This is a genomic window from Natrinema amylolyticum (assembly GCF_020515625.1).
GTDB classification, from domain to species: Archaea; Halobacteriota; Halobacteria; order Halobacteriales; family Natrialbaceae; genus Natrinema; species Natrinema amylolyticum.
Window position 1 is genome coordinate 1,327,687 of sequence record NZ_JAIWPJ010000001.1, and the last position, 16,128, is coordinate 1,343,814.

Genomic DNA, 16,128 nt, shown 5'->3' on the forward strand with positions numbered 1-16,128 from the left:
GGATTTGAACGAGAGAAGACGCAGCCCGCACAGTGAACGAAGTGAGCGAGCAGGACCGTCTTCGCGTTGTTCAAATCCCAGCCAGCGCATTTCTCCGAACACAACGTCACGAGCGTTGCGTAGCAACGCGAGTAATCGTGTTCGGAGGCATCGTTCTAGATTTGAATCAGACCGAGGTTCTGCGAGCGCAGCGAGCAGGTTCTCGGGCGTAGTTCAAATCCCAGCCAGCGCAGTTCTCCGAACACAACATCACGAGCGTTGCATAGCGACGCCGCGAGTCGAAATCGTCTCGAGCCAGAACGCGAACCGTAACTACCAATCGACGAACCCGGCTCGCCTCGAGTTAATCGATAGTGACGACTTCCGGTCCGCTTTCCGACTGCCCGCTCTCGTCGGCGAGATCCTCGAGAGCGAGCTTCAGGTTCCACTTGTTGGCCTTCCAGAAGGCGTCGAAGACGACGCCGAGGACAGGGACGGAGCCGATAACGGTGTCGACGCCGATGTTCGCGAGCATGCGAAGCAGCGTCGACTGGGAGACGCCCAGACGGGCGGATTCGACGACGAGATACAGCGAGACGGCTGCAGCAGCGGTGTCTCCGGCTCCGGGGAGGATCCCGACGATCGGATCGATTCCGATCCTGAAGTCCGTTCCCGGGACCCGAGCGCCTTCGTCGAGGGCGTGGGCGACGACGTGCATGCGCTTGATCGCCGCCTCGTCGACGGCGGCGGGGAGGTCGTTCTTGAGCGCCTCGAGTTCCGAACTGCTGTCGCTTGAACCGGTAGCCATATTTGTTCGATTGGGCGCGTGCGTGGATAAGCGCGCGGGCGGCCGTGGCAAGCGGCTGACCGATCGACCGTCGTTCGTTCCGGCCCGCCTCGGGCGTTGCCGGGCGAGAGCGCCGACCAGCGGGGGAGAAATCGCTGGTTGCGTCACAAAAGCTCGTATTATCCTGAACGTGCCCGACGACGATCCGCTGAATCGCGAAATGATCGACCGTGAATGACTACGCGACCAGCATTTACCAAATGAATTCATTTTAACTCGAATTTCACGTACGAATACTGTTTCCGGCGACGAGTGGCTTTTATAGCGTGGGTAACTACAGTCTAATACACGATTGAACGATCAGATATAGCAATGCAGACGGAACTCTCACCCGCAGACGGTACCGACGATCTCCAGTACGACCAGCCCAACGACCGCTACGTCTTCCACCACGACCCCGACGGGACCGCGACGATCACGACGACGATCGTCCACGCGCTCGCGTCGATCGCGGACACCGACGTCTCGCAGGGCGAGTTCTCGCTCTACGACAGCGTCGATCCGGACGCGCTCGACCGCATCTTCAGCAAGAAGGCGGACGGGACCGAGCGAACGGGCGGCCACATCGCCTTCACCGCCCTGGAACACGAGGTGTACGTCTACGCGAACGGCGACGTCATCATCTACCCGCCCGCCGAGACGCCCCGGACGCCGACCACGAACTGACGCGGAGGCAGTCACACGCCGCTCGCAGTCGTCCTGATCGTTTTTCTCCGACCGCTTCGCGATCGACCCGCGAGCGACGCGGCCGTCTCGACCCGTGAACTGCGCTGCTGCCGCCGGAAAAACGGTCTACATGACACGGCTTTAGGTTCCTGCCGCTCGTCAGTGACCGCTATGACGGTAGTCGCACTACTGAGCGTCGCACCGGTGATCGAGGACAGTATGGCCGGCGAGGTCGCGAAAGCGGTCGAGGCACTCGAGGAGCACGACGTCACGTACGAGACGAACCCGATGGGGACGGTGATCGAAGCCGAGACGACCGACGAACTCTTCGCGGCCGCACAGGCGGCCCACGACGCCGTCGACGGCGATCGAGTGAGTACGGTTCTGAAGATCGACGACAAACGGACGCGAGACGTCGACGCGTCGGAGAAGGTCGAGGCCGTCGAAGAGCACCTCGGTCGGCCGGCGACGAATCGCGACGAGTAGCGGTCGCGACGTGCGAGCCGGCTCGCGTCGCTACCCCGCGCCGGCGTCCTCGCTCGGCGGTCGCCCGTCGCAGACGGGCAAGTCTCACCTCGTCGGAGCCCGTTGTCCGACGTGGAACAAGCCACGCCCGCAGTCACCGACATGTCCTGGATGGCTGTGAACGGAACGTGGCCGAAGCGCTCGAGGCGCTCGAGGGAGTCACAGCGTACGTGTAGATCGGGAACTCGAGGAGGGACGAGTCGAGGGTCGACGCGGCGTCGCTGGCGGGGACGATCGAAGGTGCGGGCTATACCGTCGGCGAGTAGAGAGATGACCCGTGTCTGACACCGGTCAGACGCCAACGGACAAACGGTTTTACCACGGAGGCTGAACCACGGTGCATGGAAAGTCTCAATCGCATGGCGATCGAGCTGGTCGACGAGGCCCTCGACTACGCCGAGGAGTTGAATATCGGCGGTTACGACCTCGAAAACGATGCGACGGTACTCGACTTCGGGCTCGAGTTCGACGGCGGGATCGAGGCCGGACTGTTGCTGACCGAGATACAGACCGCGGGAATGGCGACGCCGAGCTACGAACTGGGTGAGCTCGGCGACGCCTCGATCCCCTACGTCGAGCTATCGACGGACCAGCCGGCGCTCTCGCTGCTCTGTTCGCAGAAGGCGGGCTGGGAAGTGATGACCGAGGACTTCGAAGGCCTCGGGAGCGGTCCCGCCCGGGCACTGGTGGCCGAAGAGGACGAGTTCCGCCGCATCGGCTACACCGACGCCTTCGACCTGACGGCGCTGGCCATCGAGACGGACATGGATCCGACCGAATCCGTGGCCGAACACGTCGCCGATCGCGCCGAGGTCGAGACGAGCAGTGTCTTCCTGCTCGCCTATCCGACCGCGAGCCTCGCCGGGAGCATTACGAACGCCGCTCGCACCGCCGAACTCGCGACGTTCCGGCTCTCCGAACTCGGCTACGATCCCCGCGATATCGTCTCGGCGACGGGGAAGGCACCAGTCGCGCCCGTCGCGGGCGACGAGCGAACGGCCATCGCCCGGACGAACGACGCGATCGCGTACGGCGGCCGAGCACATCTCACCGTCCGAGAGGACGCCGATATCTTCGATTCGGTCCCGTCGACCGCCGCCGAGGATCACGGCCGGCCGTTCAGCGAGGTCTTCGACGACCTCGACTGGGATTTCTCGGAGGTCCCCTCGGACCTCTTCGCGCCCGCCGCCGTGACGATCGACGTGATCGGCGGTCCGACGTACGTCCACGGCGAGACGGACGAGGAGCTGCTCGTCGACTCCTTTGGCCTGTAGTCGTCTCGTTCGAGCCGGTTTCCGATCCGCCAGCGGACCGCACGTCCTCGAGACGGTCCGACGAGCCCTTTCCCCGCGACCGCTGTCGGCGGCTCGTTCACGTTTCTGCGCGCTCGAGGTTCGCGGTGGAGAAAACGGGAACGGGAGATCGGGTTATCGACTCGCGCATGCGTAGGCGCGAGACGATCGATTAGCAGCTATTCGTCGGCGAGGCGGCCGGGCGTCCACTCGGCGTCGAGTTCCGCGTGCGTGTACGGTTTGGCGTCCTCGCCGGCGTAGGTGGCGACGAGCTGGCCGTCGCCCTCGAGGTGGTACTTGTAGGTGGTCAGCCCCTCAAGGCCGACGGGACCGCGGGCGTGGATCTTCCCGGTACTGATGCCGACCTCGGCACCGAGGCCGAACCGGTAGCCGTCTGCGAAGCGGGTCGAGGCGTTGTGGAAGACGCTCGCGGAGTCGATGCTGCGCATGAACGCGCTCGCGCGGTCGGCGTCCTCGGTGACGATCGACTCCGTGTGCTTCGAGCCGTGGGTCGTGACGTGATCGATCGCTGTCTCGAGCGAGTCGACGACTCGGATCGAGACGATCAGGTCGCCGTACTCGGTGTCCCAGTCGGCATCCGTCGCGGCGTTCACGTCGACGATCTCGCGGGTCGTTTCGTCGCCGCGGATCTCGACGTCGGCGGTCTCGTAGCGGTCAGCGATCGCCGGCAGGAACTCCCCGGCGACGTCCTCGTGGACCAGCAGCGTCTCGACGGCGTTACAGACGGCCGGGTACTGGACTTTGGCGTCGAACGCGATGTCTTCGGCCATCGAGAGATCGGCCTCGTCGTCGACGTAGACGTGACAGATGCCCTCCGTGTGGCCGAGAACGGGAATGCTCGTGTTGTCCTGAATGTAACTCACGAACTCGGAGCTCCCTCTGGGCATGAGGAGGTCGATCGAATCGTCCATCTCGAGGAGGGCGTCGACGTCTTCGCGGGCCTCGATGTGCTGGGCCCAGCCGTCCGGAACGCCGGCCTCGGACGCGGCGTCCTCGATGATCTCGAAGAGGATTCGGTTCGAGTGCAGCGCCTCGCTGCCGCCCTTGAGGATCACCGCGTTGCCCGACTTCAAGCCGAGCGCGGCGATCTGGACGAGCGCGTCGGGGCGAGACTCGAAGACCGTCCCGACGACGCCGATCGGAACGGCGACCTTGTACAGTTCGAGGTCCTCGTCGAGTTCCCGTGCGGAGAGCGTCTTTCCGAGCGGGTCCTCCTGCTCGGCGACGCTGCGGACCATCTCGGCGATGCTCTCGATTTTCGACTCCGAGAGCTTCAGCCGATCGACCAGTGCCTGCGTGTACTCGCCCTCCTCGAGCAGTCGTTCGCCCTCCTCGACGTCCCGCTCGTTTTCCGCGAGGATCTCGTCGGTGCGGGCTTCGATCGCGTCGGCGATCTCCCGAAGCGCCCCGCTTCGCTCCTCGTCGGAGAGTTTCGCGAGCTCGAGAGCCGCGGTCTGTGCCTCCTCGACGTCGTTTTCGATATCGGTTTCAGTCATCGCTCACACCGTTGATAGGGACGAATATGGTCCCCACGGGCTTGGCAGTAGCGATCTTCTCGAGGACGTCGGGTTCGGTGGACTTCGCGATGACGGCGGGCACCCCGTGCTCGCTGACATCGCGTGCGCCCTCGACTTTCGTCTGGATACCGCCGAACCCGTCGGAGGTCGTCTCGCTGATGATCTCCTGGACCGTGTCGTAGTTCGTGCCGACCGCTTCGATGCGCTCGGCGTCGGAATCGTGCTTCGGGTTGCCGGTGTAGACGCCGCCGACGTCGGTCAGCGTGACCAGCAGGTCCGCGTCGACGCCCATCGTCGCTGCCGCCGAGAGCATGTCGTTGTCACCGATCCGGAGCTCCTCGGTCGCGACGGCGTCGTTCTCGTTGATGATCGGGACGACGCCCCAGTCCAGCAACGTCTCGACGGTGTTTCGGAAGTTCGTGAATCGCTCGGGGTTCTCGAGGTCGTGCTGGGTCAGCAGGAGCTGGGCCACCTTCCGATCGTACCGCCCGAAGCTCTCGGTGTAGCGGTGCATGAGGGTGCTCTGGCCGACGGTCGAGAGGGCCTGGGTCTCCTCGAGGGTTTCGCTGCCCTGTTCGATCCGCCCCGTCCCGGCCCCGACCGCGCCCGACGAGACGAGGATCACCTGCTTGCCCCGCGAGAGGAGGTCCTCGATGTCGTCGACCAGTTTGTCGAGTTTCCCGTCGTCCAGGTTGGAGTCCCCGTCGGTCAGGGAGTTCGTCCCGGCCTTGACGATCACGCGGTCGGCGTCGGCCGCGAGCTGTCGCGCCTCCGCGACGGCCGACTCTTCGAGTCCCTTACTCATTGTTGAATTCGGCCGCCAGTTCCGCAGAGCGTTCTTCGGCCGCCGCCACCGCCTCGGCGACGTCCGCCTCGGCGTCGCTGTCCCAGAGGACTTCCATGCCTTCGATGGTCGTCCCGTTGGGCGAACAGACGGCGTCGATCAGTTCCTCGACGTTCCGGTCCGACCGGAGGACGGTCTCGGCCGCGCCCTTGAACGTCTGTGCGGCCAGCGTCTCGGCGTCGTCCGGCTCGAGGCCGCCCTCGACGCCCGCGTCGGCCATCGCCTGAATGAGATAGAAGACGAAGGCGGGGCCGCTCCCGTTGACTGCGGTCGCGATGTCCATCTTCGCCTCGTCGATCTCGGCGAACTCGCCGACGTCGTCGAGCAGTTCCCGTACCTCGTCGGTGACGCCCTCGGCGGTCACGGCCGCCGCCATGTCGCCCGTCTCGGCCGCGAGGTTCGGCATGATCCGGACGACGTTCGCGTCGGTCCGCGCTTCGACGAAGTCGGTAGAGACGCCCGCAGCGATAGAGACCAGCGTCTGCTCCGGCGAGAGATCGAGATCGTCCAGTACCGCGCCGACGATGTCCGGTTTCACCGCGACGATAACCACGTCCGACTCGGCCGCTTCCGATACGTCCGACGTCGTGTGGTCGACGTAGTCGGCGACCGACTCGAGTGCGTCGGGATCGAGATCACACGCGATTACCGTGTGGTTCCCGGCCCGCCAGAGGCCCTTGATCAGGGCGCTCCCCATGTTGCCACATCCGATAACGCTCGTCTGTACCATCTTGTCTAGGGTGAGGAACCGAGGCGGACATACCAACTTTGGTTTCGGTCGGCCCGGCGAGTCGACCGAGACAGCGTGACACGCACTGCGGAGGCAGGTCAGCGATCGCTCGAGCGGTACGGTCAGACGAACCCGAGGACTACGGACGTGATCGCCTCGACGATCGTCTCCCAGACCGAAACGCCCGTGACGAGCTGCAACACCGTGTCGAGCCCGAAGAAGAGGAAGATTCCCGCGCCGGCGAGGTGGGCCAGCCTGGCATCGAAGCGGTGGGAGAACGTGTGGAAGAAGTAGGCGTTGGCTGCACTCACGGGAACGATCGCGAGCATTTCGCCGGCCCAGATCGCAGGGTGGGCGCCGTACTGGACGGCGAGCCCGATAGTGACGAGCTGGGTCTTGTCACCGAACTCCCCGACGGCCATCAGGGCGAAGATGGGAACGAACCCGCGGAGATACGACGGGACGTCGACCCCGAGGACCGAGATATCGATTTCGTCGGCCGTCGCCGCGCCGCCGTTCGTCGCGGCCGGTCGCCGACTCGTCTCGGGCGCCGACCTGACGAGCAGCGCCGCGAAGAGCAAGAACAGCCCCGCCGTGATCGCATCGAGGTACACGGTCGGGAGGACGCCCTGGATCGCCGCACCGAAGGCTATCTCGAGGGCCGTCCAGCCGGCGAAGGCGCTCCCCGCGGCGGCGACCACGATCCAGGGGTCGAATCGAGTCGCGAGACCCGCGATGATGAACTGGACCTTCTCCCCGGGGAGCACCGTTAGCTGCAGGACGAACGCGGCGACGAGGACCTCGAGCCAGCCAGTCATACGTAGAGAGCGGTGGGAGAGCGACGTCGTTCAGTCACGCCACCGAGTACGCCGTGGTTTAGCCCCGTCTAATGTATACATGTTATGGACTAACCCGAGGGAGAGTTGACGATACGGGCCGTAACCGAATGATGATTACTCGTTTGGCTTAATTAGGAGCGGAAACTGAGTCAGATCGGGCGGAACCATTGTCGTCCATCGGAGGGGAAATGACGCCCAGTCTCCGCCGGAGAGAACCGACTCGATCGAGCGGACCGCGGCCGAGGTCGAGGTCGAGGCCGTCACTCCATCGGGGAGACGTCGGTGACCGTGCCGACGCCCTTACTGCGACCCTCGCGGAAGACGAACTTCTGGCCTTCCTCGACGAGGTACGGACGGAACTTGAACCGGACGGTGCTCTTGCCCGTATCGCCCGGCAGGAGGCGGCCGTTCTCGGGATAGAAGGCGGCGGCCTCGCCGATCGTCTCGAGGTGGACGACGGGCTCGTACCCCTCACCGATGCGGGTGGGGTGGTTGAGGACCATGACTTCGGCCTCGAACTCGCGGACCGGCTCGGGGTCGGCGTCGCGGGGGAGCAAGACCATGCCGCGCTCGATGGCGCTCTCCTTGATCCCCTTGAGGGCGATCCCCACGATCCGGCCGGCCTGGGCCTTGTCGACGCGGTGGTAGTGCATCTCGATCGAGCGGACCTCGACCTCCTGGAAGCGACCGTCCGACATCGGGCCGATCAGGAGTTCGTCGCCAGCTTCGACCTCACCGGACATCACCGTCCCCGAGGCGACCGCGCCGACGCCGGTCACCGAGTAGCTCCGGTCGACGTACATCCGGAACTCGCCGGTGTCCTGTGACGTCTTCGGAAGCCGGTCGAACAGTTCGTCCAGCGTCTCGAGGCCGTCCATCGTGATCGCGCTGGTTTCGACGATCGGAACCACGCGCTCGTTGATCTCCTCGACGGCGGCGTCGACGCCGTGGCGGCTGACCCGCAGCGGCGACTTGTCGACCTCCCGCAAGAGGCGTTCGACCTCGCGTTCGACCTCCTCGATGCGCTCCTCGTCGACGGTGTCGGTCTTTGTGATCGCGACGATCGTTGGGAGGTCGGTGGCAAGCAGGACGCCGAGGTGTTCGCGCGTGGTGCGCGTGGGGCCGTCGTCGGCGGCGACGACCAGCAGCCCGTAGTCGAGTTTCTGCCCGACGAGACCGCGGATCGTCGTCCGGAGCCACGGCTCGTGACCGACGGTGTCGACGAACGAGACGAGTCTCTCGGCCTCTTGGACGACTTCAGCGCGATCGGCCTTGCGATTCGGATTCCGGACCCGGACCGGCCCCTCGTCGTCGAAACCGTAGACGGCGTAGGACAGGTCGGCGGAGAGGCCGCGCTCGACCTCGTGGGGCTGAACGTCGAGGAACGCGCGGGTCGCACCGTCCCCGTCGTCCGGTTTGCCCGTCACCAGCGAGCCGACGAGCGTACTCTTCCCGTGGTCGACGTGGCCGGCGGTCCCGACGACGACGTGTTCGTCGTCCGTCTCGAGGACGCCGCCCTCGCGGACCTGCGCGACCCCGACGAGTCCCTCGTTGATGCCCCAGGTCTGGACGTCCTCGATGTGTGCGTCGGCCTCCTCCGCGAGGAGGGAGAGGACGTCCATCGTCTCGGAGAACGTGTCGGGATCGACGCCGGCGAGGCCGCCGTCGTCGGTGACGCCGACGACGTACGTCGCCTCGCCGTCGCCCGAAAGGAGTCGATGTCGGAGTTGCGCGGCCAGGCTCTCCCGCCGTCCACCCTCGAGGTGGACGTCTCGTGACAGTCGTTCCTTGAACTCGACGTTGCCACCGTCCTGTTCGCCACGGTCCAGGGCTCGCTCGAGGAGAGCCCGGTCACGGCTCATATCCCCTGGTAGTGGGGCACACGGCAAAAGGCTTCCCGTGTATTGACAATGTTTCCCATAGTATAACTGCCGAGCCGGAGAAAACTACGTCGCCGGCCGCTCTCCCGATGCTGTGGCTGAGTACCGCCGTCGCGTTCCCTCTCCCGTGCGCCACAGTTCTGGGTCGACGGGCCGGTTCGAACGTGCCGGGCTCGCTTTCAAGCCCCTCGAGCCCGTTTCTCGAGACATGAGTGTCAGCGGCCTCTGTCAGATCTGCGAATCCCGTCCCGCACAGGAACGGTGTTCCAACTGCGGCACGCTCGCGTGCGAGGTCCACTTCGAGGACAGCATGGAGCTGTGTGCCGACTGCGCCTCGCAGGCCCAGCCGGGCCCCGGGAACGACGACGTCGAGATCAACCGGTTCTGAGTCGACCGACCGCGACTGCATCGACCGCGAACGCACTCGATATCGTGACCTCCATCCGCGACCTGCTCGGCGAGGCACTCGGCGTCGGCGAGACCTATCGCCTCCGGCTCGAAGAGCGCGACGGAACGCTCGTTGCCGAGCATCCGAACGACGCCAGTCCGATGGACGTCGCCGTCGTCGAGGGGCTGGACCGGCTCGCGGAGCGGCCGCCGACGGAGCCGGTGACGGTTGAGATCGTCGGTCGGGTCGTCGACGGCCGGATCGCGGCGCGGGTCATCAATGCGGAACGCGAGGCGAAGTCATCCTCGTGACAGCGGGTCGGAGAGAACAGTCGCTCCCGATTTCGTATTCAAATCCGCCTGTGAAGAGGTCGAAGCCGTCGGGACCGTGTCCCATCGATTCCCTCCGTGCCTCGTCGGCCGCCAGAAACCACGGGACGCCTCCATGGGTCGTCCCGATCGGGACTTCCGTCCGTGGCTGTGCCCGACTCGAACCCGGGATTTTTATTCCATTTCTCGTGTTAATTACTATGTTCTTCACTCGGCGGCATTTTATTGGAAGCGCTACACTTCTGCTTGGAATCGCCGGTTGTAGCGGTTCCACCGACGATACCCCGCTCCAAGAGCTATATCTCGAGGTATTGAATCTGACGGATGAGCCACACACGTTCCACTTCGTGCTTGAATCGGACGACGGGCTCGGGCAGTGGCAGGATTTCGAACTCGATGCTGACGCTCTCCGAGAAGTCGTTATCGAGCCCGAAACGGACCGCGAATGGTCGGGATATCAGGTAGTTACGAGCGATAAGCGGGCATCCGGATCACTACTCGGACAGGGAGACGAACAGACTTGCCTGCAACTCAACTGCCGGATCACAGACGACGATATCTCGTCTACGATGTCGACGGATCGCCCGCTGTGTAACTCGTAATCGGGCCGGTCCTGAATACTTGTATTATCCACCCACTGCACTTGTCGTGCAACAATGTAACGTCGAAATTCTGATTAGGATCGATCGTCACGGATCAATCGAATCTTCTCCTCAAACCATCGCCGGGACCGCTACCGGTACTGATTCAGCCGCTTCTTGAGCCGCTTCGCCGCCTGGCCGCTCGCTCTCGCGAACTCCTCACCGTCGTCGTCTCGCGGCTCCGCCGCTCGACTGTTCGAGGCGCTTTGCGCCTCGCTATCTTCCCCCGCGAAGATGATTCCGCGCGAAGAGTTGACCAGCCCGACGCCGTCGGCCAGTCCGTACTCGACGGCCGCCTCCGCGTCGCCGCCCTGCGCGCCGATTCCGGGGACGAGGAAGGGGAGATCGGGCACCTGCTCGCGCAGTTCCTCGAGTTCTTCGGGCTGGGTCGCGCCGACGACGAGCCCGACGTTGTCGTTCTCGTTCCAGAGGTCCGCCAGCGCGGCCACGCGCTCGTAAACCGGTTCGCCCGTCTCGAGCTCGAGGTCCTGAATGTCGGCCCCGCCCGGGTTCGAGGTCCGACAGAGGACGAAGACGCCCGACTCCTCGTCGGCCAGAAACGGCTGCAGGGAGTCCCGGCCCATGTAGGGGTTGACCGTGATCGCGTCGGCCGTCTCGAGCAACTGCGCGTACTGTCGGGTCGTGTTCCCGATATCGGCGCGCTTGGCGTCCAACAGGACCGGCACGTCCTTTCCGTGGGCGTAGGCGATGGTTTCCTCCAGAGCGGCCCAGCCGTCGGGGTCCTCGTAGAAGGCCGCGTTCGGCTTGAAGACGGCGGCGTGTTCGTGCGTTGCGTCGATGATGCGGCGGTTGAACGCCCACCGCGGGAGATCGTGGTCCCGCAGGTGGTCCGGGATGCGCGACGGATCGGGATCGAGCCCGACCGAGACGACGCTGTCGACCGTTCGAATGCGGTCGTGCAGGCGGTCGAAGAAGTTCATGGCGGAACTGGCCCCGCAATGGTCGAAAAGGTTGCTATCCGGTCGGCGTCGATCAGCGGCCGATCGACCGCGGTCGCACTGCTGTCGCGAGCCGAACGTGTGCCACGGTACACCTACCCGTTCCAAATACTTTAGACATCAGTTACTTCGTCCGTATACTAGTTTATCACTGTATGAACCTTCGACAAAATGCAGCGTCGTTCTCGCGTCGACTTCAGGAGCAGGTCCGGTCGACGCTGACGGACGAACCGAAAACGGCGGGCGACGAGACCGCAGAGGGCGACCGCGGGGAAGCGGAGCGCGTCTCGAACGCGTTCGGCAATCTCTTCCACTGCTCGCGGTGTGGCGACGTCTATATCGCTACCGAGAAGCGCGTCTGTTCGGGCTGTGACGAGGAAGTCGAACAGGTGCGCTCGACGCTCGCGTGCAACGGTCGCTGACACCCTCGCGCCACGTTCCGCACATCACGTACCCCTCGCGCCCTACGGTCCTCGCGTCGCGGTTGCGCTCTCGATTCTCGTTACACCTCGAGGACTTCGATCAGGTTCCCCTCCGGGTCGCGCAGAAACATGATCGTGGTGCCGCTCTCGGTCGTTCGCGGTTCGCTGATCGTCGGCACGTCCTCGGGGAGATTCTCGGCGAAGGTCTCGAGGTCGTCGACCGAGAGGCCGACGTGCGACGCGCCTGGTTGATTGAGCCCCGCCGCCGGGGAGCCCCGCGCTTCGGGGTCGTACTCGACGAGTTCGATTCGAGTGCCGTTCGCCTCGAGGTGTGCGAAATCGGCGCTCGCATCCGCGACGCCGACGGCGTCGGCGAAGGCCTCGCCGCCGACGCTGAATCGATCGATGACCGAGAGGTCGAGCACGTCTCGGTAGAACGCGAGCGTCTCCTCGAGATCGGCGACGGTGATACCGACGTGGTGTGCGCTGAGATCCGTCATTCGTCCGATCGTACGAGCGCGCCCGAAAAACGCTTCCGTCTGGGCTCCGGTGGCGGCGGGGACGATCGCTCGAGATCGCCGATCGGTTGGACCGCCCGCATACTCCCGCCGTCTCGTTTTACGTCGTCCCCCGATAGGAGACCGCACGATGGTAGACGCAGCCGTAATCATTCTCGCGGGTACCGAATCGCAAGCCGATACCGGCCGCCTCGTCAACGGACTCGAAGCGGCCAGGGAGTTCGCGGAGACGGCCGGGGACGACTTGGCATTAATCTTCGACGGGGCAGGGACGCAGTGGATCGAGGAGCTCGAGGACGAGGACCACGAGTACCACGACCTCTATCGGTCGGTCCGCGACGAGGTCGCGGTCTGTGACTACTGCGCGGGAGCGTTCGGAGCGGACGAGGCCGTCGACGACGCCGGTCTCGTGCGCGTTGATGAGAACGAGGGACACCCGAGCGTTCGGTCGCTCGTCGACGACGGGTACGACGTACTCACGTTCTGACGGCCGCTCTCGAGCGCGAGTTCGACCCCTCGGGTCGGCCACGGATCACCCTCGCGGTCACGAGTCGGTCCCGATAGCGACGGTCGGCTCGCCAAGCCGAATCCCCATCGCCGGTGGACCGGCCGTCTCGTGTTCCCGGGCGTAACCGAGAGAGAGAGAGGGCGCTGTTGACGATCCCGGTGTGGCTGAACGCCTGCGGGAAGTGTCCGAGGTGCGCATCGGACTCCGGGTCGATCTCCTCCGCGATGAGTCCGAGTGGGTTCAGATAGGCCAGGAGCGACTCGAACCGAGATCGGGCCGCTTCGACGCGACCGGAGAGGGCGAGCGCGTTGACCAGCCGGCACGAGCAGCGGACGAAGGCACCCGAACGGCGTTAGTCCTCGAGGCCGAGATCCGGAAGCCCGTCCTCGATCTCGTCGCGGCGGTCTTCCAGCCACTCGGGGAGGACGAGGCGCTCGCCGAGCGACTCGAGGTCTTCGTCGACGGTGTAGCCCGGCTCCTTCGTGGCGAACTCGAAGAGCACGCCGCCGTGTTCGCGGACGTAGACCGACTCGAACCACTTGCGGTCGATGATCTCGGTGGGTCGGAGCCCCTGGCCCTGGAGCACGTCGCGCCACTCTGACTGGTCCTCGGCGGTCGTCCGGAACGCGACGTGGTGGACGGTGCCGGCACCGGGCTGGCCGCGGGGGGCCTGTGGCTCCTCGCAGATGTCGACGACGTATCCCAGGTCGCCGTCGCTCTCGTACCGCTGGCGGCTGCCGTCCGCATCGGTTTCGCTGTACCCCATCGTCTTCAGGACTCCCGCGGTTGGGTCGGCCGTCGCCAGCGACAGCGTCACGCCGAAGAAGCCTCGAATCGCGTGCTCGTCCGGAACCGGCCCCTCGGGCGGATCGCCGGCGGGTGCGTCGGACCGGGCGACGAGTTCGAGCGGCAGCCCGTCGGGGTCCTCGAAGGAGATGACGGTGTCGTCGAACCGGTCGGATACGTCGGCGTCGACGCCGGCGTCGGCCAGCCGGTCGGTCCAGAACTCGACCGATTCGTCCGGGATCAGAAACGCGACCGCGCTGGCCTGTCCGGTGCCGACCTGTCCGGGACGGGCGTCGGTGTACGGGAAGAACGTCATGCTCGTCCCCGGGCTCCCGCTGTGGTCGCCGTAAAACAGGTGATAGACCGATATATCGTCCTGATTGACGCTTCGTTTCACCAACCGGAGCCCGAGCGTCTCGGTGTAGAACTCGAGGTTGCGACGGGGATCGCTGCCGATGGCGGTCACGTGGTGGATGCCGGGAATATCAGCGGGCATGCACAGATGTATGCGATTCGCGCTGAATAATCCCAGGCCTGGAGTCGGAACGGAGGAGCGGACCGGAGACGGACGGGTCAGTCTCCGTCGAGGAACTCGCGAAGCCGGTCGCCGTAGGCGTCCGGCCGGTCGGCCATGACCCAGTGGGTCGCGTCGTCCAGCCCGACGAGTTCGGCGTCGTCGATATCGTCTGCCAGTCGCTCGGCGTAGGAAATCGCCTGAAACTCGTCGTCAGCGCCCCACAGCAGGAGCGTCCGAGCCGAAATGTCGCTCGGGTCGATCTCCGTCGTGTGGCTCGTGTTCGTTCCGATCGCGTTTCGCGAGAGCGAGACGACCGCTTCATCGGAGTCCCAGGGTGCGAGCATCCCGTCGATGAATTCCTCATCTGGCTCGCCGGTCAGGGTGTCCCGGAAGAGCCCCTCGAGCATCTCCTGTAGGTCGTCGACGCTCATCCCCTCGATCGTCGACGGTAGCCCGAGGTCGACGATCGTCTCGATCGGCCACGAGTCGTAGCTGACCGCGTTCGAGAGCACGAGGTTCTCGACCGCATCGGGATTGTGCGCGGCGTAGCGAAGCCCCACGCCGCCGCCGAGGTCGTGCCCGACGAACGAGAGCGGCTCGAGGCCCAGTTCCGCGACCAACCCGTCGATCATCACCTCCTGGGCCCGTATCGAGCGGTCGAACCCGTCGTGCATCGCGGAGTTCCCGTAGCCGACCATGTCCGGCGCGATCACGCGATAGTCGTCCGACAGTGGCGGTGCGACCTCGCGCCAGAGGAACGAGGAGGTCGGGATGCCGTGGCAAAACAGCACCGGCTCCCCGTCGCCCTCGTCGTAGTAGGCGACCTCGAGGTCGTGCTCGTCGACGGTGACGGTCGCCGTCTCCTGATTCTCGGCCCACGTCTCGTACTCCATACCGTGTCGCGCTGCCACGCCGAGGTCAAAAGAGGTTTCACCGGTCGGAATTCGGACGGGTTCGCGGAATCGGATTCGAGACCCGTCGGCGGGACGACCGGTCCGGTCGCCCCTCTCACGAACGGGGCTCTCGAGCGGACGGGTCCGCGAACCGATCGCCGTTGAGGGAGTAGATATGCTGTCTGGCGTCCGCAAAGGAGATCTGCGAGTCGACGAGGTCGTGCTCCTCGAGTTGCTTCAGCGCGTAGCGGACGGTCCGAGCGGGGAGCATCGTCTCCTCGGCGAGGCGGGACTGCGTCAGGCTACCTTCGTGGGCGAGGACCGTCAGCACGAGTTTGGCACTGGGCGGGGTGTCGTCGACGGCGTCGGGAGCGGTTTCCGCGGTGAGAACGACCTGATCACTCATATATCGGTCCTCTCGCCGCGGACTGCCTTTAATGATACCCTGCAATGTATCGCACTCACACACCCGCGGTAACAACTACCGTTCGAAAGAATCCCTCCGTTCGAAAGTGTCCGCGCGCGACCGACGAGAACACTACTCGCCGAACGGGTCTTCGTAGTCGTTCCGGATGAAGTAGCGAACCCAGTTACCGTAAGTGCGGTCGGTCGGATCGTCCGCGACCTGTTCGTAGCGGACCGTCCCTTCCTCGTCGACGACGTAGACGCCCGCGATGCCGGTGAGACCGTGGCTCGTCTCCTCGGTCCCGCTGTACTGATCGGCGACCTCGCCGTCCGGATCGGCCTGAAGCTGGATCTCGAGGTCGTAGCGGTCGCGCATCTCGGTGAGTCGCGGCAGGGTGTCGGTCACGACCGGCAGGACGTCGACGGTATCGTTGAACCAGAGGTCGTAGGAGACCTCGCTGAACGTCTGGAGCTGTTCCGCACAGAAGCTACACCAGTGGCCGCGGTTGATGATGACGATGGCCGGGCCCTCCTCGAGTCGGTCGGAGAGCGAAACCTCGTCGCCGGCGGTGCTCGGAAGCGTGAAGTCGGGCGCTTGCTCGCCTTCTAATCCCATACGCCG

General features: G+C 65.0%; 20 protein-coding genes and 1 pseudogene. 8 read left to right on the forward strand and 13 right to left on the reverse strand.

Annotated features, from left to right (window positions below; all coding sequences use genetic code 11):
- Positions 1-343 precede the first annotated feature (343 nt).
- Positions 344-787: a DUF4112 domain-containing protein gene (locus tag LDH66_RS06560; RefSeq protein WP_226480254.1), complete on the reverse strand. Its 444-nt coding sequence runs from the start codon at positions 785-787 to the stop codon at positions 344-346.
- A gap of 351 nt (positions 788-1,138) precedes the next feature.
- Between LDH66_RS06560 and LDH66_RS06565 the strand changes: the two genes are divergently transcribed.
- The 3 genes from LDH66_RS06565 (at position 1,139) to mch (ending at position 3,291) form a co-directional block, all read left to right on the forward strand.
- Positions 1,139-1,492: a HalOD1 output domain-containing protein gene (locus LDH66_RS06565; protein ID WP_226480255.1), complete on the forward strand. Its 354-nt coding sequence runs from the start codon at positions 1,139-1,141 to the stop codon at positions 1,490-1,492.
- 171 nt (positions 1,493-1,663) lie between these two features.
- The gene (locus LDH66_RS06570; RefSeq protein ID WP_226480256.1) at positions 1,664-1,978 is read left to right on the forward strand and encodes an MTH1187 family thiamine-binding protein; all 315 of its coding nucleotides are present in this window, start codon (positions 1,664-1,666) and stop codon (positions 1,976-1,978) included.
- Positions 1,979-2,358: 380 nt separating this feature from the next.
- Positions 2,359-3,291, forward strand: a complete 933-nt coding sequence (gene mch, locus LDH66_RS06575) for a methenyltetrahydromethanopterin cyclohydrolase (protein WP_226480257.1) — start codon at positions 2,359-2,361, stop codon at positions 3,289-3,291.
- A 197-nt stretch (positions 3,292-3,488) separates the two neighbouring features.
- Here the strand turns inward: mch and LDH66_RS06580 are convergent, their stop codons facing one another.
- The 5 genes from LDH66_RS06580 to LDH66_RS06600 form a co-directional block, all read right to left on the reverse strand.
- Complete coding sequence (locus LDH66_RS06580) at positions 3,489-4,826, reverse strand: glutamate-5-semialdehyde dehydrogenase (RefSeq protein WP_226480258.1); 1,338 nt, start codon at positions 4,824-4,826, stop codon at positions 3,489-3,491.
- A complete protein-coding gene (gene proB, locus LDH66_RS06585) occupies positions 4,819-5,652 on the reverse strand; it encodes a glutamate 5-kinase (protein WP_226480259.1) in 834 nt (277 codons plus the stop codon). The genes LDH66_RS06580 and proB overlap by 8 nt, the downstream gene beginning before the upstream one ends.
- Positions 5,645-6,421 (reverse strand): pyrroline-5-carboxylate reductase, encoded by a 777-nt coding sequence (gene proC, locus LDH66_RS06590; RefSeq protein WP_226480260.1) that lies wholly within the window; start codon positions 6,419-6,421, stop codon positions 5,645-5,647. The genes proB and proC overlap by 8 nt, the downstream gene beginning before the upstream one ends.
- Before the next feature lie 122 nt (positions 6,422-6,543).
- Entirely contained in the window at positions 6,544-7,239 is a 696-nt protein-coding gene (locus tag LDH66_RS06595; RefSeq protein ID WP_226480261.1) for a TMEM165/GDT1 family protein, read from the reverse strand.
- 281 nt (positions 7,240-7,520) lie between these two features.
- Positions 7,521-9,122, reverse strand: coding sequence for a GTPBP1 family GTP-binding protein (locus tag LDH66_RS06600; protein WP_226480262.1), 1,602 nt, complete (start codon positions 9,120-9,122; stop codon positions 7,521-7,523).
- Between the two features lie 226 nt (positions 9,123-9,348).
- Here LDH66_RS06600 and LDH66_RS06605 point away from each other — a divergent pair, with 226 nt between their 5' ends.
- The 3 genes from LDH66_RS06605 (at position 9,349) to LDH66_RS06615 (ending at position 10,459) form a co-directional block, all read left to right on the forward strand.
- On the forward strand, positions 9,349-9,528 hold the full coding sequence (locus LDH66_RS06605) for a hypothetical protein (RefSeq protein ID WP_226480263.1): 180 nt from the start codon (positions 9,349-9,351) through the stop codon (positions 9,526-9,528).
- 44 nt (positions 9,529-9,572) lie between these two features.
- Positions 9,573-9,839: a hypothetical protein gene (locus LDH66_RS06610; protein ID WP_226480264.1), complete on the forward strand. Its 267-nt coding sequence runs from the start codon at positions 9,573-9,575 to the stop codon at positions 9,837-9,839.
- Between the two features lie 218 nt (positions 9,840-10,057).
- Complete coding sequence (locus LDH66_RS06615) at positions 10,058-10,459, forward strand: hypothetical protein (protein WP_226480265.1); 402 nt, start codon at positions 10,058-10,060, stop codon at positions 10,457-10,459.
- Between the two features lie 131 nt (positions 10,460-10,590).
- Here LDH66_RS06615 and pyrF read toward each other — a convergent pair whose 3' ends face one another.
- Positions 10,591-11,439 (reverse strand): orotidine-5'-phosphate decarboxylase, encoded by an 849-nt coding sequence (gene pyrF / locus LDH66_RS06620; protein WP_226480266.1) that lies wholly within the window; start codon positions 11,437-11,439, stop codon positions 10,591-10,593.
- A gap of 173 nt (positions 11,440-11,612) precedes the next feature.
- Between pyrF and LDH66_RS06625 the strand changes: the two genes are divergently transcribed.
- Positions 11,613-11,879 carry a hypothetical protein gene (locus tag LDH66_RS06625; protein WP_226480267.1) on the forward strand — a complete coding sequence of 89 codons (267 nt, stop codon included), beginning with the start codon at positions 11,613-11,615 and terminating at the stop codon, positions 11,877-11,879.
- Between the two features lie 80 nt (positions 11,880-11,959).
- Here LDH66_RS06625 and LDH66_RS06630 read toward each other — a convergent pair whose 3' ends face one another.
- Entirely contained in the window at positions 11,960-12,379 is a 420-nt protein-coding gene (locus tag LDH66_RS06630; RefSeq protein ID WP_226480268.1) for a VOC family protein, read from the reverse strand.
- A gap of 148 nt (positions 12,380-12,527) precedes the next feature.
- Here LDH66_RS06630 and LDH66_RS06635 point away from each other — a divergent pair, with 148 nt between their 5' ends.
- Positions 12,528-12,884, forward strand: coding sequence for a DsrE family protein (locus tag LDH66_RS06635; protein WP_226480269.1), 357 nt, complete (start codon positions 12,528-12,530; stop codon positions 12,882-12,884).
- 57 nt (positions 12,885-12,941) lie between these two features.
- Here LDH66_RS06635 and LDH66_RS23255 read toward each other — a convergent pair.
- The 5 genes and pseudogenes from LDH66_RS23255 to LDH66_RS06655 all read right to left on the reverse strand — a co-directional run.
- A pseudogene (locus tag LDH66_RS23255) lies at positions 12,942-13,248 on the reverse strand (glycoside hydrolase family 15 protein); the annotation flags it as partial.
- A gap of 9 nt (positions 13,249-13,257) precedes the next feature.
- Positions 13,258-14,187 carry a ring-cleaving dioxygenase gene (locus LDH66_RS06640; protein WP_226480270.1) on the reverse strand — a complete coding sequence of 310 codons (930 nt, stop codon included), beginning with the start codon at positions 14,185-14,187 and terminating at the stop codon, positions 13,258-13,260.
- A gap of 77 nt (positions 14,188-14,264) precedes the next feature.
- Positions 14,265-15,101 (reverse strand): alpha/beta fold hydrolase, encoded by an 837-nt coding sequence (locus tag LDH66_RS06645; RefSeq protein WP_226480271.1) that lies wholly within the window; start codon positions 15,099-15,101, stop codon positions 14,265-14,267.
- A gap of 115 nt (positions 15,102-15,216) precedes the next feature.
- Complete coding sequence (locus tag LDH66_RS06650) at positions 15,217-15,507, reverse strand: MarR family transcriptional regulator (RefSeq protein ID WP_226480272.1); 291 nt, start codon at positions 15,505-15,507, stop codon at positions 15,217-15,219.
- Between the two features lie 132 nt (positions 15,508-15,639).
- A complete protein-coding gene (locus LDH66_RS06655) occupies positions 15,640-16,122 on the reverse strand; it encodes a peroxiredoxin family protein (protein ID WP_226480273.1) in 483 nt (160 codons plus the stop codon).
- Positions 16,123-16,128: the final 6 nt, after the last annotated feature.